The 22,762-nt window shown below is 76.6% G+C and carries 10 protein-coding genes; 5 read left to right on the forward strand and 5 right to left on the reverse strand.

What is annotated here, in order from left to right:
- Positions 1 to 422 precede the first annotated feature (422 nt).
- From ACIOHG_RS11300 to ACIOHG_RS11320, 5 genes are all read left to right on the forward strand, one after another.
- Entirely contained in the window at positions 423 to 3,140 is a 2,718-nt protein-coding gene (locus ACIOHG_RS11300) for an SdrD B-like domain-containing protein (protein ID WP_400948274.1), read from the forward strand.
- A 159-nt stretch (positions 3,141 to 3,299) separates the two neighbouring features.
- The gene (locus ACIOHG_RS11305; RefSeq protein WP_400948277.1) at positions 3,300 to 5,600 is read left to right on the forward strand and encodes a hypothetical protein; all 2,301 of its coding nucleotides are present in this window, start codon (positions 3,300 to 3,302) and stop codon (positions 5,598 to 5,600) included.
- A 386-nt stretch (positions 5,601 to 5,986) separates the two neighbouring features.
- A complete protein-coding gene (locus ACIOHG_RS11310; protein WP_400948280.1) occupies positions 5,987 to 9,205 on the forward strand; it encodes a type 2 lanthipeptide synthetase LanM family protein in 3,219 nt (1,072 codons plus the stop codon).
- Entirely contained in the window at positions 9,202 to 9,402 is a 201-nt protein-coding gene (locus tag ACIOHG_RS11315; protein WP_400948282.1) for a hypothetical protein, read from the forward strand. The genes ACIOHG_RS11310 and ACIOHG_RS11315 overlap by 4 nt, the downstream gene beginning before the upstream one ends.
- Before the next feature lie 245 nt (positions 9,403 to 9,647).
- On the forward strand, positions 9,648 to 12,560 hold the full coding sequence (locus ACIOHG_RS11320; RefSeq protein ID WP_400948285.1) for a helix-turn-helix transcriptional regulator: 2,913 nt from the start codon (positions 9,648 to 9,650) through the stop codon (positions 12,558 to 12,560).
- On the opposite strand, the gene ACIOHG_RS11325 is transcribed toward ACIOHG_RS11320, so the two are convergent.
- Genes ACIOHG_RS11325 through ACIOHG_RS11345 form a run of 5 tightly spaced genes read right to left on the reverse strand, consistent with a single transcriptional unit; the run spans position 12,453 to position 22,674 of the window.
- On the reverse strand, positions 12,453 to 13,355 hold the full coding sequence (locus ACIOHG_RS11325; RefSeq protein WP_400948287.1) for a thioesterase II family protein: 903 nt from the start codon (positions 13,353 to 13,355) through the stop codon (positions 12,453 to 12,455). The genes ACIOHG_RS11320 and ACIOHG_RS11325 overlap by 108 nt on opposite strands.
- Complete coding sequence (locus ACIOHG_RS11330) at positions 13,352 to 15,151, reverse strand: non-ribosomal peptide synthetase (protein ID WP_400948289.1); 1,800 nt, start codon at positions 15,149 to 15,151, stop codon at positions 13,352 to 13,354. The genes ACIOHG_RS11325 and ACIOHG_RS11330 overlap by 4 nt, the downstream gene beginning before the upstream one ends.
- Positions 15,144 to 18,116, reverse strand: coding sequence for a type I polyketide synthase (locus ACIOHG_RS11335; protein ID WP_400948292.1), 2,973 nt, complete (start codon positions 18,114 to 18,116; stop codon positions 15,144 to 15,146). Before ACIOHG_RS11335 ends, ACIOHG_RS11330 begins: the two co-directional genes overlap by 8 nt.
- Positions 18,113 to 21,400 carry an amino acid adenylation domain-containing protein gene (locus ACIOHG_RS11340; protein ID WP_400948293.1) on the reverse strand — a complete coding sequence of 1,096 codons (3,288 nt, stop codon included), beginning with the start codon at positions 21,398 to 21,400 and terminating at the stop codon, positions 18,113 to 18,115. The genes ACIOHG_RS11335 and ACIOHG_RS11340 overlap by 4 nt, the downstream gene beginning before the upstream one ends.
- Complete coding sequence (locus tag ACIOHG_RS11345; RefSeq protein ID WP_400948296.1) at positions 21,397 to 22,674, reverse strand: acetyl-CoA carboxylase biotin carboxylase subunit family protein; 1,278 nt, start codon at positions 22,672 to 22,674, stop codon at positions 21,397 to 21,399. Before ACIOHG_RS11345 ends, ACIOHG_RS11340 begins: the two co-directional genes overlap by 4 nt.
- Between the last annotated feature and the right edge of the window lie 88 nt (positions 22,675 to 22,762).

Here is a 22,762-nt window from a genome sequence, read left to right on the forward strand (position 1 = left end):
CGTGCCGGCCGGAAATCCTCGTACTGGGTGTGCTTGGGTTTTCGGCCGGGGCGGCGAGAGGGCGTGCCAAGGGGGTACCTCCCAGCCCCCCTTGGGGCTGGGGGAGCCGTGGGGCAGGCGGGGGTTCGACGACCGGCCCAAGGGCCTGTAAAGCCCCCGCTTCGGCTGTGCCGGTTCGACTCCGGCCTCGCCCACCCGCTTCCGTCCCTCCCCCGTCAGCGCGGGCGTCCCGCTCGAACTTCCGCTCGAACCGGGGCGGCCCGGAGTCGTGCATTTCCCTGACTGAGCGTCAATTTTCTTGTTCTGTGCGCCGGATGGCTGTATTCCGCTTACGATTCGGCCAAAAGACTGGTGTGCGCAGGGCCGTTGGGGTGGTTTCGCGGCCCCGGTCCGGCGTGCCTTCCCGACCACGAGAGCAGGGCATGATCCAGACAGCAGAACAGCCTCGATCACCCGTGCCGGGCACGGGCCGGCGGCGGGCCGGGCGGGCCGCCGCCGTGGCGGTGGCACTGGCCGCCGCGACGGCGGTGGCGGCGCCGTCCGCCGCGCCCGCCGGCGCGGAGGGCTCGGTCACGGTGCGGGTGGTCCGCGCCGTCGACGCGAGCGGGACGTGGAGCCCCGCGCTGGAACCCGGCCTGGCCGGCGTGACGGTCACCCTCACCGGCGACGACGGGGCGGTGCGCACCGCCGTCACCGCCGCCGACGGCACCGTCACCCTCACCCCCGCCAGGGCCACCGCCGGCGGCAGGTACCGGGTGGAGGTGGTCAATCCGAAACCGGGCGTGCTGTACCCGGCGTTCGCCGCCCGCGAGGGCCTGGCCGGCGCCCCGAACCGGCTGAGCAGCAACGAGGAGTTCGTCGACCTCTCGGCGGGCAAGCAGGCCACCCTGACCACCGGCCTGTGGAACCCGTCCGACTACTGCCAGGCCAACGCCCCCCTCGCCACCGCCTGCCAACCCGCCGCGACTGCGACGGCCGACCGTCGCACCCTGCTGACCTTCCCGTACCGGGCCCGCAGCTCGAACGGCGGCGCCGGTCAGGTCACCGACCTGGCCACCGGCCAGGACACCGGCACCCTGTTCGGGCTGGCCTGGAACCGGGACGACCGGCGGCTGTTCGGCTCCGCGCTCGCCAAGGCCGGTACCCGGTACGGCCCCGGCGGCCCCGGCGCGGTCTACGTCACCGACCCGGCCACCAAGGCCACCTCGCTGTTCACCACCGTCCCGAACGCCGGGACGACCGGACACGACGGTGACGACGGCGGCTTCCTCGCTGCCCCGGGCAAGGAGAGCCTGGGCGGGCTGAAGCTCACCGAGGACGGCCGCGACCTGTACGTGGTCAACCTCGCCGACCGCAAGCTCTACCGGTACGACGCCACCGCGGCCACCGCCGCCGCACCCAAGGCCGTCTACCCGATCCCGGCGGCCGACTGCCCGGCCGCCGGCGACTGGCGTCCCTACGGCCTCGGCATGCAGGACGGCGTCGGCTACCTCGGCGGCGTCTGCTCCGGCGAGTCCACCCAGAAGATCACCGACCTGCGGGCCGTGGTCCTCCCGTTCGACCCGGCCACCGGCGTCTTCGGCGCCGCCGTGCTGGACCAGCCGCTCGATTACCCCCGCCTGCGGGCCACCCCCTGGGCCACCGATCCGGCCTGCCAGGGCGCCGGCTGGTTCCCGTGGACCGACGCCTGGCCCACCGGCAGCACCGGGCAGCCCTGCGCGGGCCGCGGCTTCGCCAAGCCCGAACCGGAGCTCGGCGAGATCGGCTTCGAGACCGACGGCTCGATGCTGCTCGCCTTCCGCGACCGCCTCGCCGACCGCATCGCCGGCCAGAACCTGACCGCCCCCGTCTGGTCCGGCGGCGACCTCGACAAGGCCTGCAAGTCCGGCGGCAGCTACGTCCTGGACGTCAACGAGGGCTGCGGCGCCACCACCCGGGGCACCAAGTACTTCGACGTGCACCGGATGACCACGTACCACCCGAACGCCGCCTACGCGGGCCTGGCGCTGTCGAAGGTGGAGAACTCCATCGCCACCGCGGGCGTCGACCCGGACAACACCATCTGGGGCTACGGCCCGATGTTCACCCTCCGCGACGGTACGGTCGACCCCGGCTTCGGCCTCCGGCTCAACGACAGCGCGCACCCCGCCGCTTTCGGCAAGGGCGCCTCGCTCGGCGACCTGGAAGTGCTCTGCGACCGGGCGCCGCTGCAGATCGGCAACCGGGTCTGGTACGACCCGGAGCGCTCCGGCCTGCAACTGCCCCAGCAGCAGCCCGTCCCCGGCGCGACCGTCGACCTGTACGACGCCGACGGCAAGAAGGTCGGCAGCACGAAGACCACCGCGCGCGGCGAGTACTACTTCGACGACAGCAACGTCACCGGCGGCCTCAAGCCGAAGACCGCGTACACCATCCGGCTCGACAACCCCGCCGACTACGCCAAGGGCGGCCCGCTCCACCACTGGGTCCCCACCGGCGCGAACGTCGGCGACAACCGGCTGACCGACTCCGACGGCACCGTCCCCGAGGGCGGAACCTACGCCGAGCGGGCCCTGACCACCGGAGCGGCCGGACAGGACGACCACAGCTTCGACTTCGGCTTCCAGCCCCAGCGCGGCGCGCTGCGCCTGGCCAAGCAGGACCAGGACGGCAAGCCGCTGGCCGGGGCCGTGTTCCAGCTGTGGCGCGAGACCAACGGCACCGACGGCCCCCAGACCCGTGGCGACAAGGCCGACACCAAGGTCGGCGGCCCCTGCACCACCGGCACCGACGGCACCTGCACCACCCGGGCCGACCAGGGCACCTACTACTGGGAGGAGGTCGCCCCGCCCCAGGGCTACACCGCCCCGCGCGAGCCGGTCCTCGGACCGGTCGTCCTCGACGACGACCACCTGGACGCGGGCATCACCACCACCGCCGTCAACACCCCGATCCCGCCCACCCCCACACCCACCCCGACCCCGACGGTGGACACCCCCGCCCCGCCGCAGGCCCGCCCGGTCCCGTCCGGCCCGCTGGCCAGCACCGGAGCAGGCGGCAACCTGCCCTACCTGCTCGCCGGCGGCGGCCTGCTGGCCGCCCTCGGCGCCGGCCTGCTGATCGCCGCCCGCAGGCGCCGCACCGGCCGACGCACCACCTGACAACCGGCTGACGCATCGTCAGCACAGTACCGGTGCCCCGGGGCGGGGACGGCCCAGTCGTTCCGCCCCGGGGCACCGCTCCGACTGGGGAGGTCATCCATGTTCGATCGTTCACTCCGTACCTTCCGGCTCCGACGGCGAGGGCCCGCCCGGGGAGCGTTGGCCGCCGTGCTGGCGCTGCTCGCCGTCGGCCCCGCCCCCTTGGCCGCCACGCCCGCCGCGGCCCGGCCCGCCGCCGCCGTCACCACCGCCACGGACCTCACGGACACCGGGACCCCGGTGGTCGCGGAACTCGCCGACGGCGACACGGTGCTGCTGGCCCGGCGCTGGGGCGACGTCCTCCACCGGCGGGTGCACCACCTGGCGGACGACTCGTGGGGCGACTGGGAGAGCACCCTGGGCACCGCGGCGAGCGATCCCGCGGTGGCCCGCGAGCTGAACACCCGGCTGTCGGTGGTCGCCCGGCGCGACGACGGCCACCTGTGGTGGCAGCGGCAGAGCACCGGCGGCTGGTCGGACTGGACCGACCTCGGCGCCCCCACCGGCACCACCGCGGTCGGCTCCCCGGTACTCGTCACCGACGACAACACGCTCACCAACCGCGCGGCGGACAGCAGCGGCGCCGTCCGGGGCAACACCGACGGGCGTCTCGAGCTCTTCGTCCGCGGCGCGAACGGGCAGCTGTGGCACCGGATGCAGAAGTCGCCCAACGGATCGGCCTGGAGCGGCTGGGAGTCCCTGCCCGGCTTCTGGTCGGGCGGCTTCACCGCCGTCACCGGTGCCGACGGCCGGATCACGGTGGCCGCCCGCAAGGACGACGGCCGGGTGCGGGTCATCACGCAGCAGAGCCCGAGCAAGCCCGACAGCCCGCTGCCCGCCGACAACTGGCCGTCCTGGACCGAGATCGGGACGGGCTTCACCGGGGGCCTCGCCCTCGCCTCCAATATCAACGACAAGGGCACGGCCCTGCTCCAGGTGTTCGGCAACAAGAGCAACGGCACCCTGTGGACCGTCGCCCAGACCACGCCCCGCAGCGCGCAGAACCCCGCCGGTGAGTGGGACACCGGCCTGAACCTCGGCCCCGCGGTGGCGGCCCGGCCCGCCGTCGCCACCCACAGCGACGGCCGCCTCGCCGTCTACGGCACCGACCCGCAGGGGCACGTCACCTACCGCACCCAGACCTCCGCCGCCACCAGGAACAGCCCCGACGGCATCTGGGAGGGGAACTGGCGCGCCCTCGGCGACCGGGCGGTGCGCTCCCTCGCCCTGCGCCCCGCCTCGGGCACCGGCAACGACGGCTTCGGCGTCTTCGCGCTCGACCGGGACTCCTACACCCTCTACCAGCGCACCCGCCTCGCGCTGGGCTCCGCCGACGGGAACCGACCGGACCTGTGGGCGGACTGGAACAACCTCTCCGCCGCGGGCGACAACCCGTGCGAGGGGCCCGGCAGCCTCGGCTGCCTGAACATCACCGCCGACTTCGGCCCGTTCCTCGGCCTGGAGGACAAGGCCGACTCCGGCAGCCGGGCCGGCGTCGGGCTGCCCGACATCTCCGGTCCGGAGGAGTGGTCGCTGCGCCCGCTGGCGGGCGACCCGGGCGGGCAGGTCACGATCGTCGACCGCAGGTGGAGCGGGTGCCTGCAGCCGGACGCCGCCGGCTCCATCGCCACCCACCTGCGCATCGCCCCGTGCGACGCCCGCATGCCGCAGGGCTGGTACCTCGATCCCGTCCCCACCGCCGGCACCGACCCCGCCACCCGGGGCCTGGCCGGCTACCGCATCCGCTCCGGCGGCTCCGGCACCTGCCTGACCGCGCTGGTCGCCAACCGGTTCAGGCACACGGCCGCGCTGCCGGAGATGATCTCCTGCGACACCACCGACGACAACGACCACACCGTCTGGAAGTTGGAGCACAACGGCGTTCCCACCCCCGGCGTCCTGAACACCGCGCTCGACCAGGCCGCCCGCAGGTGCGCGAACGACCCCGGCCGCACCGGCAGCAACTGCGTCTTCGTGCCCGTCCAGCAGGAATCCTCCGCCTACCGGGCGGCGGGCGGCTGCGTGGTGGGGAAGGTCGTCTACAACCAGAGCTCCGCGGTGAACTCCTACAGCCTCTCCTGGACCCGCACCACCGGCACCGAACTCTCCGTCGGCGGCTCGGTGGGAGGACGCCTCAGCATGCTGAGCGCGCAGTTCACCGCCTCCGCCACCTGGGTCCAACAGGACTCCGTCACCGACCAGTTGACGATCAACGTGCCGGAGGGCCAGTTCGGCTGGATCGAGTCCCGGCCGGTCCGGCGCGAGACGGTCGGCTACTGGGAGTTCACCGCCACCGGCCGCGCCGCCTGGACCGTTCCCGGCCGCAACCTCTCCTACGCCAAGGACGGCACCGACGGCGCCACCGTGGTCAACGTCTTCCGCTCCTCCCCGACCCCGCCGACCAGCAGGAGCTGCGGCTGACCCGTCCGTCCGGGCCCGCCCCCGCCGAGGGGGCGGGCCCGTTCGAGGGCGGGGCGGGCCCGTTCGAGGGCGGGTCGAGCGGTTCGCGTGCGTCGGGGAGTACCTTTGTCGTGCGGGAAGATCGCCTTGTTCCCAACGAGTTTGACGCAGCGTCAGGTTCGTGTGCTCAAGGCCATGGGTGCGAAGGGCCGGTGACCGAAAGGCACTTGGCTCCTCCCCGGCGGGCGGCGACCCGTCCCCGGCGGTTGCGCATGGGGGTGCGGCCCCCATCTTCCTCCGGATCGTCGCGGGCCCGTGGGGGCCCGGCCCGCAGGGGAGGGGGCTCGAACGCCCGGGTGGGGTTGCGCCCTTGTCGGGAGGCGGAGAGCCCTGCAATTCTCTGGCCTGTGATCAGCACCATGATTGCTCCTGCCGATCCGGCCGTATCCGGCCACCGGCGAGGCGGGCCTTCCGCCGTCGAACTCCTCCCCGACCCGCGACCGGAGTGCGCCGCGTTCGTCGCGGCGGCGATCGCCGCCGCCCCGCTCGCGCCGGTGGTTCCGGCCGGGGAGCTGCCGGGCACCTCCGGCTTCCGGTTCGTCCTGGCCCCCTTCGCCGAGCTGGCCGCCACCCGCCTGCCGACCGCCGTCCCCGACACCGACCTGCCGCGCCTCCGGGCCCGGTTCACCGACCGCCTGACCCGGAGCCTGGCCCGGCAGGCCGCCCGCACCCTGGTGCTGGAGCTCAACGTCGCCCGGGCCGAGGGCCGCCTGCCGGGTGACACCCCCACCGAACGGTTCCGTTCCTTCCTGGCCATGACGGCGCGTCAGGACGGCCTGGCCGCCCTGCTGTCCGAGTACCCGGTGCTCGGCCGACTGCTGGCGCAGACCTGCCTGAACGCCGCCGACGCCCTGACCGAGCTGCTCGACCGCTACACCGCCGACCGGGCGGAGCTGGTCCGCACCCTGCTGCCCGCCACGCACGCAGACACCGGCACGAGCGCAGACACCGGCACGAGCGCAGGCATCGGCACCGACCCCGGGCCGCTGGTCTCGGTCCGCACCGCCGCCGGCGACGGGCACCGGCACGGCCGGAGCACCGCCGTGCTGACCTTCGCCGACGGCTCCCGGGCGGTGTACAAGCCGCGTCCGCTGACCGCGCACCGGCACTTCAACGAGCTGGTCGACTGGTTCAACGGGCAGCCGGGCGTGCCGGAGCTGCGCACCGTCGCCGTGCTGGAGCGGCCCGGCTACGGCTGGCTGGCGTACGTGGCCGCCCTCCCCTGCCGGGACCGGGGCCAGGTGGAGCGGTTCTACCGGCGGCAGGGTGCCTGGCTGGCGCTGCTGCACGCGCTGGACGCGACCGACCTGCACTTCGAGAACCTGATCGCCCGGGCGGACCACCCGGTGCCGGTGGACGTCGAGACCCTGTTCCACCCCCCGGTGTCCGGGGCCGCCCCCGACGGCGACCCGGCGGCGGTCGCGCTCGCGGCCTCGGTCCACCGGGTCGGCCTGCTGCCGCTGCTGGTCTTCGGCCCGGACGGCACCGCCCTGGACGCCTCCGGCCTGGGCGGCGACGCCGGGAGCGCGGCGCCGCTGCCGGTGGCGGCCTGGGCGGAGAGCGGCACCGACCGGATGCGGCTGGTCCGCCGGGCCGGGACGATCGCCGGGGCCGAGAACCGCCCCCGGCTCGGGGAGGCGGCGGCCGACCCGGCCGAGTTCACCGAGGCGCTGGTGGCCGGGTTCCGCGCGGGCTACCGGGCGATCGCCGCCGGACGGGAGGCACTGACCGGCCCGCGGGGCCTGGTGCACCGCTTCGCCGCCGACGAGGTGCGGGTGGTCCCCCGGGCCACCCAGGTGTACGCCACGCTGCTCGACGAGTCGACCCACCCCGACGTGCTGCGCGACCCGGCCGACCGCGACGAACTGCTGCGGCTGCTCGGCACGGACGCCCTCGGCGCCCCCGGACCGGCCCGGCTGCTGGAGCACGAGATCGCCCAACTCTGGGACGGCGACGTGCCGTTGTTCACCGCCCGGCCGGGCCTGACGGACCTGTGGGCCGGCCCCGGCCGGCGCGTCCCGGGTGCGCTGGAACGGCCCGGGCTGGCCCGGGTGGTGGCGAAGATCCGGGCGATGGGGCCGGCCGACCTCGCCGCCCAGGAGTGGATCGTCCGGGCCGCCCTGGCCACCAGGTCCACCGCCCCCGCCCACCGCAGCAGCCGCACCGGACCGGCTCGGAGGGACCGGACGACGCAGGCGTCGCAGGCGGACCGGCCGACCGCGGAGCGGCTGCTCGCCGCGGCCCGGCGGATCGGCGACCGCTTGGCGGACGGGGCGCACCGGGGCCGGGGCCGGGCCAACTGGCTCGGGCTCGAACTGCTCGGGGACCGGTCCTGGCGGTTCGGCCCGGCCGGGGCGGACCTCGGGCACGGCTACCCGGGCCCCGCGCTGTTCCTCGCCGAACTCGCCGTGCGCACCGGGCAGGAGCGGTACGCGGAGACCGCCCGCCGGGCCCTGCGCCCGCTGCCCGCGCTGCTGGACCGCCTCGCGGCGGAGCCGGCGGACCGGGCCGCCGTGGGCCCGGGGGCCTTCGCCGGGCTGGGCGGCATCGCCTACGCGCTGGCCCGGACCTCCGTCCTACTGGCCGACCCCGAGCTGGCCGCCTGGGCCGACCGGGCCGCCGAACTCACCCTTGCCGCAGTCGAGTTCGAGCTCGACGCCGAGGTCGGGCTCGACGCCGAGGTCGGGCTCGACGCCGAGGTCGGGCTCGACGCCGCGGTCGGGTTCGACGCCGCGGTCGAGTTCGGCTCCGGCGACGGGCTGGTCGCGGGGACGGCCGGCGGGCTCGCGGCGCTGCTCGCGGTGCACGGGACCACCGGGAGTGCCGCGGCCCGGCTCGGCGCCGCGCTCTGCGCCGAGCGGCTGACGGAGCGTCCGCCGACGGAGCGTCACCCCACGGGCGCCTCCACGGCCGTCCCCACGGCCGCCCCCGGGTTCGCCGAGGGCGCGGCCGGGGTCGGCTGGGCGCTGCTGCGGTTCGCGGCGGCCGGCGGCGGGCAGCGGTACGAGCGCGCGGGCCTGGCGGCGCTGCGCCACGCGGCCCGGGGCGCCCGGGCCGCCGACGCCCGCACCGGCCCGACCTGGTGCCGGGGCCTGCCGGGGATCGCGCTGGCCGTGGCCGACAGTCCCGCCGCGCTGGCGGTGCCGGAGCTGGCCGGGCTGGTCGGGCGCGCCGTCCGGGAGGTCGCGGCGGCCGGTCCGCTGCCCGGCCACGCCCCGTGCCACGGCGAGTCGGGCGTCCTCGAACTGCTCGGCGTGCTCACCGATCCCGCTGCCCGGGAGCTGCTGGAGCGCCGGGCGGCCGCCCTGGCCGCCGCGCTCGACCGGGCGGGACCGGTCTGCGACACCCCCGGCGGCCCGGCTGTCCCGGGGCTGCTGACCGGACTGTCCGGCATCGGTCTGGGCCTCCTGCGGCTCGACCCGGCCGGGCGAACAGCTTCGACGCTGCTGCTGCAGCCGTCGCCGACGCGTCCGTCGTACACCGACGGCGCGACCACCGCACCCTCAGCGCGTCCGTCGTGCACCGACGGCGCGACCACCACCGGAGAGAGGAACACCCAGGCATGAACGTCGAAGAGACGGTCCGCAGTTGGAAGCAGCCGAAGGCGCGCGGCGAGCGGGCCGCCGACCACCCGAGCGGGCAGATCCTGCTGCGCCCCGGCGGCGGCCCGCGCCGCAGCCGGCTGCTCGCGGGTTTCGACGAGCAGTCGATCCTCGGGACCCTGACCGTGACCGTTCCGTTCGTGGCGACCGCGATCGGCTAGTGCGCGTGCGCACGGGCCCGGTCCCGGTTCCGGTCGTGGTTTGACCGGGAGTTGACCCGGCGTCGGCAGTCTTCGGCCGGTGTGCCCGTGGCCGTACGGGCGCACCGGCCGTCGTGCGCGCGGTGGCCGGGCGTCGTACGGCAGGTGGCCGACCGTGGTACCGGCAGGAGGACGGCCGTCGGACGAACCGTGCGGTGGCCGTTCGTCCCTGTCCGCATGTCGATCCATCAAGTAGCCTCCACGACATGCGCATGACTTCCTCACCCGTGGTCGGTCGGGACGCCGAACTCGCCCTGGCCGACAACCTGTTGTCGGACGCCCGGCAGTGTTCCGGGCGTGCGCTCTTCCTGCTGGGGGAGGCCGGGATCGGCAAGTCCCGGCTGGCCGGCGAGTGCGAGTCCAAGGCGGCCGCGCTGGGTCTGCCGGTGCTGCGCGGGCGGGGCAGCCCGAGCGGGTCGGGCACGCCGTTCCGGCCGCTGGCGGAGGCGCTCTCCTCACGGTTCCGGATCGGCGGGCCGCCGACCGATCCGGCGCTGGCGCCCTACCGTCCGGCGCTGGCCCGGCTGATCCCGGAGTGGCGGCCCGCGACGGCCGTCGGGCATCCGGAGGGCGTGGTCGACCTGGCCGAGGCGCTGCTGCGGCTGCTGGCCGTGATCGGGCGGCAGCAGGGCTGCCTGCTGGTGCTGGAGGACCTGCACGACGTGGACTCCGAGACCGTCGCCGTGCTGGAGTACCTGGTCGACAACCTGGCGGGGCTGCCGGTCCTGCTGGTCGGCACGCTGCGCCCGCAGCCGGGCCCGGCCCTGGACCTGGTGGACGCGGCCGACCGGCGGCGGGCCGCCTCGGTGGCCACCCTGCGGCCGCTCAAACCGGGGGCGGTGCGGGCGATCGCGGCCGGCTGCCTGGGGGTGCCGGTCGCCGGGGTGCCGGTCGAGCTGGTCGAGCGGCTGGTCGCCGGCGGGGACGGGAACCCGTACCTGGTCGAGGAGTTGCTGGCCGAGATGGTCGGCTCGGGCCTGCTGCGCTGGGGCGGCGGCGGGGGCTGGCAGGTGGTCGGCGACCTCTCCACCACCGTCCCGGCCACCGTGGTGCGGGGCTACCGGCGGCGGATCGAGCTGCTGGCCCCGGAGGCCCAGGAGGTGGTGCTGCTGGCGGCCTCGCTGGGGGCCCGGTTCTCGGTCGCCACGCTGCGCGCGATCACCGGGACGGCGGACCGCCGCCTGTTCGCGCAGCTGCGCTCCGCCGTCGAGGAGGGCCTGATCGTGCCCGACCCGGCGGGGCCGGACCGGTACGCCTTCCGGCACGCGCTGACCGCCGAGGCGGTGCTGGCCGGCCTCCCGCCGGCCGAGCGGGCGGCGATCGCCCGGCAGGCCGCGATCGGCCTCCAGCAGGCCGACCCGGAGCTGACCGACGACCACTGCCAGCTGGTCGCCGACCTGCGGATCGCGGCCGGCGACCTGGCGGACGCGGCGCTGCTCTACGCCGAGGCCGGGCGCCGGGCCCGGGCCGACGGCCTGTCGGGGTCGGCCGTGGCGCTGCTCGGGCGGGCCCACGAGCTGGCCGACCCGTCGGCCCGGACGGCGATCGCCGAGTCGCTGCTGTACGCGCTGGCCGACGCCGGGCAGCTGGACCGGGCGCTCGCCCTGGTCGACTCGCTGGCCCCGGCCGGGGCGGCGGCGCTGGGCCCGGACGCCCGGATCGCCCTGCACACCCGGCTGGCCTGGGTCGCGGTGGCGGCCGAGCGGCGGGCCGACGCCGTCGGCCAGTTGGCGGCCGCCCGGGCGCTGCTCCGGGACGGCGGCACCCCGCAGCAGGGCGCGGCGCTGGCCGTGGTCGAGTGCGGGCTGGCCCTGCTGCCCGGGCAGGGCGGGTGCACGGCGGAGGCCGAGCGGAAGGCCCGGGCGGCGGCGGAGGTGGCCGAGCAGACCAAGCAGCCCGTGCTGGCCTGCCAGGCCTGGCAGATGCTGGCGCTGCTGGTCCGGGAGCGCGGCTTCGACGCGGCCGACGCCTGCCTGGAGCGGATGCTCGCCGTCGCCGAGACGCACACCCTGCCGCTGTGGCGGGTGGAGGCGCTGACCCGGCTGGGCGCCAACACGTACATGCGGACCGGTGACATCCGCCGGCTCGAACAGGCCTGGGAGGCCGCGAACGAGCTGGGCGCGATCCAGCTGGCACAGACCGCGGAGAGCGTGCTGGCGATGAACGCGGTGCTCCGGGGCGATCCGCGGCGGGCCGAGGAGATCCTGGCCCGCTGCCTGGGCGCCAGTGCCCGGATGGGGAACCTCGGCACCCGCCGCTACCTGCTGCTGGTCTCGGCGACCCTGGGCGCGCACCGGGGCCGCCGCCGCGAGATGGAGCGCGGCCTGCTGGCGTTCCGTCAGGCCGGGGGCGCCGAGTCGCAGTTGACGCCGGTGATGCTGGGCCTGTGCCGGGCCGTCTGCGCCCTGCTGGAGGAGGACCGGACGGCCGCCCGGGCCGAGCTGGCCGCCGCGGCCGCCTGGGAAGCGCTGCACCCGAACGTCTACTACCTGGCCGGCCGGTACGGGCTGAGCCCGCTGCTGGAGGTGCTGGCCGGCCGGGCGACCCGCGCGGACTTCGCGGCCGTCGCGGCCAACCCGGCCGCCGGGCTGGCCTGGAACCGCCAGTTCCTGCTGCTGGCCGACGCCGTGCTGCTCGGCCGGGAGGGCCTGGGCGAGCGGGCGGCCGAGGCGGTCGAGGACTTCCGGCAGCACGCCGTGATCTTCCCGACCGGCCACCACCTGGGCCTGCGCCTGGTCGCCGAGGCCGCCCTGGCCGACGGCTGGGGCGACCCGACGTCCTGGCTGCAGGCCGCCGAGGAGTACTTCCACCAGCTCGACGTGCCCGCCGTGGTGGGCACCTGCCGGGCGATGCTGCGGCAGGCCGGGGTGACCGTGCCGCAGCGCCGCAGCGGCCGGGAGCTGATCCCGGCCGAGCTGCGCGCCCAGGGCCTCACCCCGCGCGAGTACGAGGTGCTGGCCCTGCTGGTCGACCGGCCCGGCAACCAGGACATCGGCCGTCAGCTGTGCATCTCACCGCGCACGGTCGAGAAGCACGTCGCCAGCCTGCTGCAGAAGACCGGCCTGTCCTGCCGCGCCGACCTGAGCCGGCTGGCGGCCGAACTGCCCGCCGGCGGCTGAACCCGCCGCCCGGGAGGCCGGGGCCGGGGCCTCCCGGGCTGCGGTCTCCCGGTACGGGGCCTCCTCCCGGTACGGGCCGAGCGGGCCCAGGTACAGGTCGAGCGGCGGTTCGGGCGCGAGGTAGAAGTGCCCGCCGGGCAGCGCCTCGTGCCGGAACGGCCCCCGGGTGAGGTCGCGCCACAGTTCGCCCTGGCGGTGCGTCACGTGCGGGTCGTCCGCGCCGCGCACCACCAGCAGTTCGCAGGCCAGCGGCGGGCCCGGGCGGTGCGCGTAGCGCTGGAACAGCTCGAAGTCGGCCCGCAGGTAGGGCAGCACGAGTTCGCGGACCCGGGGGTCGGCCATCAGCTCGGCGTCCGCCTGGCCCGCCTCGACGATGCTGCGCACCGCCGACTCGTCGTTCCAGACGGCGTCCCGCACCGAGACGTGGGCCGGGTCGTGCGGGGCGCGGGCCGCCGAGACGACCAGGCGGTGCACGCCGTGCCCCTGCTCCTCCAGCCGCCGGGCCACCTCGTAGGCGACGATCGCGCCCATGCTGTGCCCGAACAGCGTGACGGGCCGGTCGAGTGCGGGGAGGAGGGCGGCGCAGACCTCCTCGGCCATCGCGTGCAGGTCGTGGTGGCAGGGCTCCAGCAGCCGGTCGGCCCGGCCGGGGTACTGGACGCCGAGCACCTCGACGTCGGCGCGGCCCCGGGTGGCCCAGCCGCGGTAGTAGTTGGCCGAGCCGCCGGCGTGCGGCAGGCAGACCAGCCGCCGCGGCGCGCCGGGGCGGGGCTCCAGGATCCGGACGGTGGTCACGCGTCGACCTCCTGACGGTGCGTCAGCACCATGTCGTGCAGTTCCTCGAAGGAGCGCAGCCCGTAGACGTCGGCGAAGTCGAGCCGGACGCCGAAGGCGACCGCGATCGACTCGATCAGCAGGATCAGGTCCAGCGAGGTGCCGCCGGCGTGGAAGAAGTCCGCGCCGTTCCCGGCGGGCGTGCCCGTCCGCTCCAGCCAGAACCGGGCCAGCACGGCCCGGTCGTCCGTACCGACTGCGGGTGCGGCCTCCGGTGCCTGGGGGAAGGGCAGGGCCTTCAGGGCTTCGCGGTCGACCTTCCCGGAGGGCTTGAGCGGGAACGCGTCGACCAGCGCCAGTTCGTCGGGCACCAGGTGCTGCGGGGCCCGCCCGGCCAGCCGGGTCCGGACGGCCAGCGGGTCGACGCCCGGGGCGGTCGGGCGGACGAAGGCGCGGACGTGCCGCTGGTGGCCGGTGCCGACGGCGGTGGCGACCACCTCCCGCACCTCCGGGTCGGCGGCCAGCAGGGCCTCCACCTCGGCGAGGTGGATGCGGTGCCCGCGGACCTTGAGCTCGTCGTCCTCGCGGCCGTGGAACTCCACCGTCCCGTCCGCGCGCAGGGCGGCCCGGTCGCCGGTGCGGTACATCCGGGCACCCGGCCGGTCGGAGAACGGGTCCGGCAGGAAGCGCTGCTCGGTCATCGCCGGGTCGCCGACGTAGCCGAGGGCCAGCCGGTCGCCGCCGAGGTGGAGGTCGCCGACCTCGCCGGGCGGCAGCGGGCGCAGCCGCTCGTCCAGGACGTGGCAGGTGGCGCCGGCCAGGGCCGTTCCGATCGGGACGGAACTCCCCTGCCGGTCCCAGCCGTTGAGCCGGAAGGCGGTGGAGATCACGGTGTTCTCGGTGGGGCCGTAGGTGTTCAGGAACTCCAGCTCCGGGAACCGGTCCAGGACGCGCAGCGCCTGCTCGCGCGGCATCACGTCGCCGCCGACCATCAGGCACCGGAGCTCGCCCAGCGCGTCGGGGTGGTGGTCCGCGAGCAGGGCGAACACCGCCGGGGTGAGCACGGCGGTGGTGACCCGCGCGTCCCTGAGCAGGTCGGCCGTCTCGTGCAGGGACAGCGCCCGGCGCGGGGCGCACAGCACCGAGGCGCCGACCAGCAGGGCGCCCCAGATTTCGAACATCGCGGTGTCGAAGGTCAGCACCGTGTGCACCAGGAGGGTCTCGTCCGGGTCGCGGCGCAGCACGCCGGGGCGCAGGCAGAGCGCGGTGAGCGCGCCGTGCGGCACCGCGACCGCCTTGGGCGCGCCGGTGGAGCCGGAGGTGAAGATCACGTAGGCCGGGCGGTCGGGGTCGCCGGCGGGCAGCAGGTCGAGCGGGTCGGCCGGGCCGGGCTGCTCGACCAGGTCGCGGACGGGCCGGCTGTCGACGCCGACGCCCGCGGGCAGCCGGTGTTCCGAGGTGGTCAGCACGAGTGCGGCGCCGGCGATGGTGGTCATCCGCTCGATCCGCTCCGCCGGGCAGTCGGGGTCGATCGGCACGAAGTGCCCGCCAGCCAGCAGGATTCCGAGCATCGCCACCAGCGTGTCGCGGTCGCCGACGCCGAGGATGCCGACCGCGTCGCCGGTGCCGACGCCCCGGCCGCGCAGGGCGCCGGCCAGCCGGACCGCGCGGTCCCACAGTTCGGCGTAGCTGGAGCTGCCGGTGCTGTCCCGGGCCGCCACCTTGTCCGGGTGTTCGGCCACCCGGCGGCGGAACACGGCGTCGACGCACTCGAAGTGCTCCCGGTCGGGGCGGCCGGGCAGGGTCGCGCTACTCATCCGTTGCCTCCTTCTGCGACGGCGTCATGAGCCGTTCGACGAGCCGGGCGTGGTCGCCCATGGTGGGTGCCAGCAGCAGGTCCCGGAGCGGGACCTGCACGGTGAAGACCTGCTCCAGCCGCCGGGCGAGCCGGATGGCGAGCAGCGAGTCCCCGCCGCTGGCGATGAACCCGGCGTCCTCGGTGAGGCCGGGGTGGCCGAGGAGTTCGCGCCAGGCGGCGGCCACCGCCTCGGCGGGGGTGGGGAGTTCGGCGGGGACGGGCGGTTCGGCGGCGGCCGGCCCGGCCGGGGCGGTCGGGGCCGGGGCACCGGTCGGGGCGGTCGGGGCGGCGGCCCAGACCGTCTCGGGGGCGAGGTGGCGCCCACCGCCGAAGGTGGTGCCCGGCAGGTGCAGCCGGCGGCCGGCCGGGATCAGCGCGGGCAGCTCGACGGGCTGGCCCTCGGCCCACAACCCGGCCAGGGCGAGGGCGAGTTCGTCCTCGGCCCGGGGGTCCTTGCCCGGCACCAGCGGGAGGCTGTCCAGTCCGGCGGCGGCGGCCGTCCCGGCGAGCGCCCGGCCCGGTCCGACCTCGACGGCCAGCGCGCCCGGGTACAGCTCGCGCAGGGCGGCGATGCCCGCGCCGAAGCGCACCGTCCGGCGGACGCCCTCGGCCAGCACGGCCAGCGGGGTCTCGGTGCCGGCCGGCACCACCGTGCCGTCCAGGGCGGACACCCAGGGCAGTGAACTCCGGCCGCCGGTGCGGCCGGCCAGGCGCGCCCGGAGGGCCCGGGCGGCGGGTTCCATCGCGGCCGAGTGGAAGGCGTGCGAGGTGTGCAGGCGCCGGGCCGGGACCCGCCCGGCGAGCCGCTCCTCCAGTGCCCGGACGGCGTCCGCCGGCCCGCTCAGCACGCAGGCGTCCGGGCCGTTCACCGCCGCGATCTCCAACCCGCGGTCAACGGCGGCGGGTTCGGCCAGCAGCGCGCGGGCCTCGGCCTCGGAGCAGGAGAGCGCCAGCATCGCGCCGGGCGGGCAGGCCTGCATGCTGCTCGCCCGGACGGCGACCAGGTCGGCCGCCTCGGCGAGGTCGAGGACGCCGGCCAGGCAGGCGGCCGTCACCTCGCCGAGGCTGTGCCCGGCCAGCGCCGCCGGGCGCAGCCCGATCCCGGCCAGGGCGCGGACCGCCGCGTACTCCAGGGCGAACAGCGCGGGCTGGGCGAGTGCGGTGGCGCGCAGCTGCTCGGCGGGGAACTCCGGGTCCCGCAGCGCCCGGTCGACCGGCCCGGCGGTGGCGGGCGGCAGGGCGGCGAGGCACTGGTCCAGCTCCTCCCGGAAGCCGGGCAGCACGGTCTGGAAGGGCAGCGCCATGCCCGGGCGCTGGGCGCCCTGGCCGGGGAGCAGGAAGAGCAGCGGGCGCGGCCCGTCCTGCGGCACCCGGCCGCGGACCCGCCGGGGGCCGCCGCGCAGCGCCCCGGCGAGTTCCGGGCCGGTCCGGCCGACCACGGCGAGCCGTTCGGCCAGCGGGGTGCGGCCGGCCCGCAGGGTGAAGGCGGCGTCGGCGGCGTCCGCCTCCCGCTCGGCCAGCACCTCGGCGAGCCGGGTCGCGGTCCGCTCCAGGCTCTCCGGGCGGACGGCGGACAGGGTGAGGATCGAAGCCCGCCCGTCCGGTGCCGGGGCGGCCGGGGTCTCCCCCGCCGGGGCGGCGGGGGCCTGTTCGACGATCACGTGCGCGTTGGTGCCGCCGATCCCGAAGGAGCTGACGCCCGCCCGGCGGGGCTCGGGGCCCTGCCAGGCGCGGGCCTCGGTGGGCACCCGGAGCGGGGAGTCCGGCTCGGCCAGCAGCGGGTTGAGGGTCTCGAAGTTGGCCACCGGCGGGACCTGACCGTGTTTCAGCACCAGCAGGGCCTTGTACAGTGCGGCCAGTCCGGCGGCCGCGTCGAGGTGGCCGATGTTCGCCTTGAGGGCGCCCACCGGGATGCTCCCGGCCGGGCCGGCGCCGCGCAGGGCGGCGGAGAGCGCCGTCCACTCGATCGGGTCGCCGACGTAGGTGCCGGTGCCGTGCGTCTCGACGTAGCCGAGCGAGCCGGGCGCCACATCGCCGGAGCGCAGCGCCGCCCGGATCACGGCGGTCTGCCCTTGCGGGGCGGGGGCGTTGAACCCGGCCTTGGCGGAGCCGTCGTTGTTGACGGCCGAGCCGAGGATCACGCCGTGGCAGGCGGCCCCCGCCGCCAGGTCCTCGAAGCGGCGCAGCACCACCGCGATCACACCCGAGCCGCCGACGGTGCCGGTCGCCCGGGCGTCGAAGGGGCGGCAGCGGCCGTCGGCGGACATGATGCCGCCGCGCAGGTGGGTGTGCCCGGCCTGCGGGAAGCCCACCGAGGCGGCGACCACCACGGCCTGGTCGCAGTCGCCGGCGTTCAGCGACTGGACGGCCAGGTGGACCGCGACCAGCGAGGAGGAGCAGGCGGTCAGCACGTTGACCGCCGGGCCCTCCAGGCCGAGCCGGTAGGCGATCCGGCCGGCCATGAAGTCCCGGCCGGTGCCGACGTGCAGGGCGGCCAGGGTGTCCGCCGAGGCGGCGGGGTTGCCGAGGATCCGGGACAGGTACTTGCTGCCGGAGGAGGAGGCGAAGACGGCGGTGCGCAGCCGGTCGGACCGCGGGGCGCGGCCGGCGTCCTCCAGGGCCGCCCAGCTCGCCTCCAGCATCAACCGGTGCTGCGGGTCGATGAGTTCGGCCTCGCGGGGGCTGATCCCGAACAGTTCGGCGTCGAACCGCTCGGGGTCGGCCAGCAGTCCGCGGACCGGGACGTAGGCCGGGTCGTCGAGCAGGTGGCGGGGCACGCCCAGGGCGGCCAGCTCGTCCGGGTCGAGGGTGCTGGTCAGCTCCTCGCCCGCGCAGACCGCCGCCCACCACTTCGCCGGGTCCGCCGGGCCGGGGAGCCGGGCGTGCAGGCCGGTGACGGCGACGTCCAGGGAACGGTTCCTCACCTTCCGTCCTCCGTCCCGGCCGTCCCGGCCGTCCGCCGGGAGCGGCCCGCAGCGACCCGGAGCCGGCGCCGGTCCGGGCCGTCGGCGCCGTCCTCGGTGTCCGAGTCGTCCGAGTCGTCCGAAGCGCCCTGGGCGTCCTGAGCAGCCCGGGCCGCCGGGGCGTCCGCGACCGGCGTCGGGGGCTCCGGCGTGCCGGGGTCGGCCCCGGCGCCGCTCGCGGCGAGCAGCGCGGTCTGGGCGTCGACGGTGGCGGCGGCGAACAGCTGGACGATCGGCACCCGGGTCCTGGCCCGGTCCTCCAGTTCCATCTGGAGCAGCGGCACCAGCAGCGAGTGCCCGCCCGCGTCGAAGAAGTTGACGTCCCCGGTGGCGGGCGCCGCGCCGAGCACGGCGGCCCAGGCGTCCCGGACCAGGGCCCGCAGGTCGGGTCCGGCCACCGGGGCGGCGGGCGCGGCGGGCGCGGCCTGCTCGGTGGTCGGCTCGGCGGCCCGCAGCGCCTCGCGGTCCACCTTGCCGTGCGGGGTGCGGGGCAGCTCCGGGAGGGTCCGCAGCACGCCGGGGACCATCGCGGGCGGCAGGGTCTCGGCCAGCCGGGCGCGCAGCTCCCGGAGGTCGAGCCCGTCCTCGGCCACCAGGTGGGCGGTCAGGCTGCCCCCGTCGGGCGCGAGCAGCACGGCGGCGTCGAGCACGCCGTCGGCCGCGCGCAGGGCGGCCTCCACCGCGCCGAGTTCGACCCGGTGGCCGCGGACCTTGACCAGTTGGTCCCGGCGGCCCAGGTAGCGCAGGCCGCCGTCGGGGCCGCGGCGGACCCAGTCCCCGGTGCGGTAGGAGCGGGCGCCGGGCCCGGTGCCGTACGGGTCGGGGCGGAACGCGGCCGCGGTGGCCTCGGGGCGGCCGAGGTAGCCGCGGGCCACTCCGGCGCCGCCGACGTGCAGTTCGCCGGCGGTGCCGGGCGGCATCAGCCGTCCCTGCCGGTCCAGGACGTACAGGCCGGCGCCGGGGACGGGGCCGCCGATGTCGACGGGGCCCGGCTCCTCGAAGCGGCGGTAGCTGCACCACACCGTGGCCTCGGTCGGCCCGTACTCGTTGATCAGCGGGGTGGCCGGGAGCAGCGCGAAGTGCCGCTCCAGCAGGGCCTCGGGCAGCACCTCGCCGGCGGTGGTGACCACGTCGAGGGTGCCGAGGGCGGTGCGGTCGGCCCGTTCGGCCCGGTCCAGCAGTCCGGCGTACAGGGCGGGGACGGCCAGCAGGGCGGTGACGGCGTGGGTCTCGATCAGGCGGAGCAGGCTCTCCGGGTCGCGGACCTCCTCGGTCCGGGCGACGACCAGTCGGCCGCCGGTGGCGAGGGTGCCCCAGAGTCCGGCCACCGAGGAGTCGAAGGAGAGCGGCGAGACCAGCAGGAAGGTGCGGTAGCCGCCGTAGGTGAGCCGGCGGGCGGTGGTGGAGGCGGCGAGCGCGCCGTGTCCGACCTCGACGCCCTTGGGCTCGCCGGTGGTGCCGGAGGTGTAGATCAGGTACGCCGGGTCGTCCGGCCCGCTGCGGTGGGCCGTCCAGCCCTGGTCGGGCAGTGCGGCGGGGTCCTCGATCGGCAGCACCTCGGCCTGCGGCAGGCGCTCCTGCCAGGCGGGGTCGGCCAGCACGAACCGGGCTCCGGCGTCCGCCAGGACGGCGGCCAGCCGGGCGGCCGGGTGACCGGGGTGCAGCGGCAGGTAGGCGCCGCCGGCCCGGAGCACCGCCAGCACGGCCACCACCGCCCCGGCGGAGGGTTCGGCCAGCACGGCGACCGGCGTGCCGGGGCGCACGCCCCGGGCGGTGAGCCGGGCGGCCAGGGCGTCGGCGCGGGCGAGCAGTCGACCGTACGTCAGTTCCTCGGTGCCGCAGACCAGCGCGGGGCGGTCGGGGTCGGCGAGGGCGATCTCGGCGACCGCGTCGGGGACGGCGCGGAAGCCCGCGGGCAGGGGTGCGCCGCGGCCGGCGGCCAGCAGGGCGGCGCGCTCCTCGGCGGAGAGCGGGTCCAGCGTGCCGACGGCGGCCCCGTCGTCGGCGGTCAGGGCGGTGAGCAGGGCGGCCACGTGGCGGGTGAGCTGCTCGATCTCGGCCGCCCGGTAGCGGGCGGTGCGGTAGGTGGCCAGCAGGTCGGCGGAGGCGCCGTTGTCCCGCAGCACCAGGGTGAGGTCGTACTTGGAGTGCCGGGTCGGGAGTTCGAGGGTGCCGACCTCCAGGCCGGGCACCTCCCGGGGGGCCTCGCGGGCCTCGAAGTTGAACAGCACCTGGAAGACGGGGGTGCGGGTGGCGTCGGGGGTGATCCGGAGGCGGCGGACCACCTCCTCGAACGGGACCGCGCGGTGGGTGAAGGCCCGCAGCAGGCCGCGCTGGACGGCGGCGCAGAACTCCGGGCCGGGCTGCGCCGGGTCGACGTGCACCCGGACCGCGGCCGGGTTGACGAACATGCCGACGGTGTCGACGAATTCGGCGGACCGGGTGTCCATGGTCGAGCCGAGCACCAGGTCCTCGGTGTCGGTGTAGCGGGCCAGGGTGAGCGCGAAGGCGCTGAGGCCGACCACCTGGGCGGTGCTGCGGTGGCGCCGGGCGTAGTCGCGGACGGCCGCCCAGGTCCGCTCGGTGAGCGGGACCCGGACGACGGCGCCGTCCTTGGCCGCGGTCCGGGCGGCGGGTTCCAGGCCGAGCGGTTCGGCGGTCTGCGGGAGGTTCAACTCCTCGATCCAGGCGTCGAGTTGTGCCGAGTCGAGGTGGAGCGCGGCCTCCCGTTCGACGTGCTCGGGGTAGCGGCGCCCGGCCGGGGCGGGCTCCCGGCCCGCGTAGGCGGCGAACAGGTCGCGGGTGATCAGCGCGATCGAGCGGCCGTCCACCACCGCGTGGTGGGCGTTCAGCACCAGGACGTGCTCCTCGGGGCCGAGCACCAGCAGTTCGGCCTCGGCGAGCCGGCCGCCGACCAGGTCGAAGGACCTGGTCACGGCCCGGTCCAGCGCGGCGGGCAGCTCCGTCGGGGCGATCTCCCGGACGGCGAGCGGGAACTCCTCGACCGGCCACTGGGCGCGCCGGGGCTCGTTGTCCACCTCGAACAGCCGCAGCCGCAGCTCCTCGTGGCGCTCCAGCACGGTCTGCCAGGCCCGGGCGAGGGCCGCCCGGTCGAGCGGGCCGCGCAGCCGTCCCGCCCAGGGGGCGGTGTACTCCGCGCTCCCCGGTTCGAGGACGTGCGCCAGCCACAGCCGCCGCTGGGCGGACGACAGCCCCCCGCTGCCCCTGGACACCTGCTCCGTCATCGACTTCCCCTCTCGTGCGTGTAGGTGAACGTGGGCCGGAAGGCTTCCGGTATCGCCGCAGTGAGCCGGCCGAGGGCCGCGTGGTCGGGCACCCGCCCGTACAGCCGGCCGAGCCGGTCGGCCGCGCCGGCCCGCCAGTCGAGCGGCTGGCCGGGGCGGCCCCGGACGTCGACCAGGTCGACGCCGGGCAGGGCGCGCAGCCGGTCCAGCGGGCCGGCCTCGACCAGGCTGCGGGCGCCGACCGGCGGCACCAGCGCGTACTGGTAGGCGACCTGCCGGAACTCCGGGACCTCGGGTGCCGGGCGGCCGAGGGCGAGCAGCAGGGCGGCCTCGACCGCGTCGTACCCGGCGCCCCGGCGCAGCAGGTCGACGACCAGTCCGCCGACCCGGCCGTTCACCTCGATGACGCGCGGGCCGTCCGGGGTCAGCTTGATCTCGGTGTGCACGACGCCGTCCCGGACCCCGAGGGCCCCGACGGCGGCGTCGGCCAGTGCGCGGACCTGTTCGGCGGTCGACGCGCGCAGGGTGTGCGGGACGAAGGAGCCGCGTTCGCGGAACGGCTCCTCCAGCCGGAACTTGCCGGTGATGCAGAGGAGTTGACGCTCACCGCCGTGGACGGCGGTCTCCACCGAGACGTAGTCGCCCCAGTCGGGTCCGGCCGCCGCGGGCGCGCCGGTGAGCAGGCTCTCCACCAGCAGGACGGCCCCGGCGGGGGCGGTGGCGAAGAAGTCCGCCGCCAGCCGTTCGGCCTGCGCCGCACTGTCGGCCCGGCGGACGGAGCGGCTGCCGGTGCCGGTCCGGGGCTTGAGCACCACGGGCGGGCCGACCTCGGCGACGGCGGCGGCGACCTCGGCGGGGCCGGCCACCGGCACGCACCGGGTGGTGTCGATCCCGGCGGCGGCGAACAGCCGCCGCTGGAGCAGTTTGTCGGTCAGCCGCCGGGTGGTCTCCGGGCTGTGCCAGCGGGTCAGGCCGAGCGCGGCGGCCAGGTCGCCGGTCTCGGCGAGGCGGTGCTCGCTGAAGGTGAGCAGGCCGTCGGGGTTCCGGGCGGCCACCTCCCGCGCCGCGGCGGCCGGGTCGAGGCCGCTGACGTCGCAGAGGTCGAAGCGGCCGCGCAGGCCCGGCAGCAGTTGCGCGACGTGGGCCGAGTCCTGGTCGATCACCAGGAAGAGCTCGGCCCCGCAGTCGCGGGCGGCCGCGGCGATCTCGCCGGGCCCGGCGGCGCCGTCGTCGTAGACCACGCCGAGCCGCGGGCTACCGGATCTGCTGTGCATACCCATCCATCCGTCGAAGCGAGTGGCCACCCGGTGCTGCGGGCGCCGGGCGTTCCTGCGATCGGCCGGTCCGGCGGCCGGCCGGTCC

It is taken from the genome of Kitasatospora sp. NPDC088134, assembly GCF_044741705.1.
GTDB lineage: Bacteria > Actinomycetota > Actinomycetes > Streptomycetales > Streptomycetaceae > Kitasatospora.

Coding starts and splice junctions, on each gene's coding strand:
- ACIOHG_RS11300 (WP_400948274.1), top strand. CDS start 423: ATGATCCAGACAGCAGAACAGCCTCGATCACCCGTGCCGGGCACGGGC.
- ACIOHG_RS11315 (WP_400948282.1), top strand. CDS start 9,202: ATGAACGTCGAAGAGACGGTCCGCAGTTGGAAGCAGCCGAAGGCGCGC.
- ACIOHG_RS11320 (WP_400948285.1), top strand. CDS start 9,648: ATGCGCATGACTTCCTCACCCGTGGTCGGTCGGGACGCCGAACTCGCC.
- ACIOHG_RS11330 (WP_400948289.1), bottom strand. CDS start 15,151: ATGAGTAGCGCGACCCTGCCCGGCCGCCCCGACCGGGAGCACTTCGAG.
- ACIOHG_RS11340 (WP_400948293.1), bottom strand. CDS start 21,400: ATGACGGAGCAGGTGTCCAGGGGCAGCGGGGGGCTGTCGTCCGCCCAG.
- ACIOHG_RS11345 (WP_400948296.1), bottom strand. CDS start 22,674: ATGCACAGCAGATCCGGTAGCCCGCGGCTCGGCGTGGTCTACGACGAC.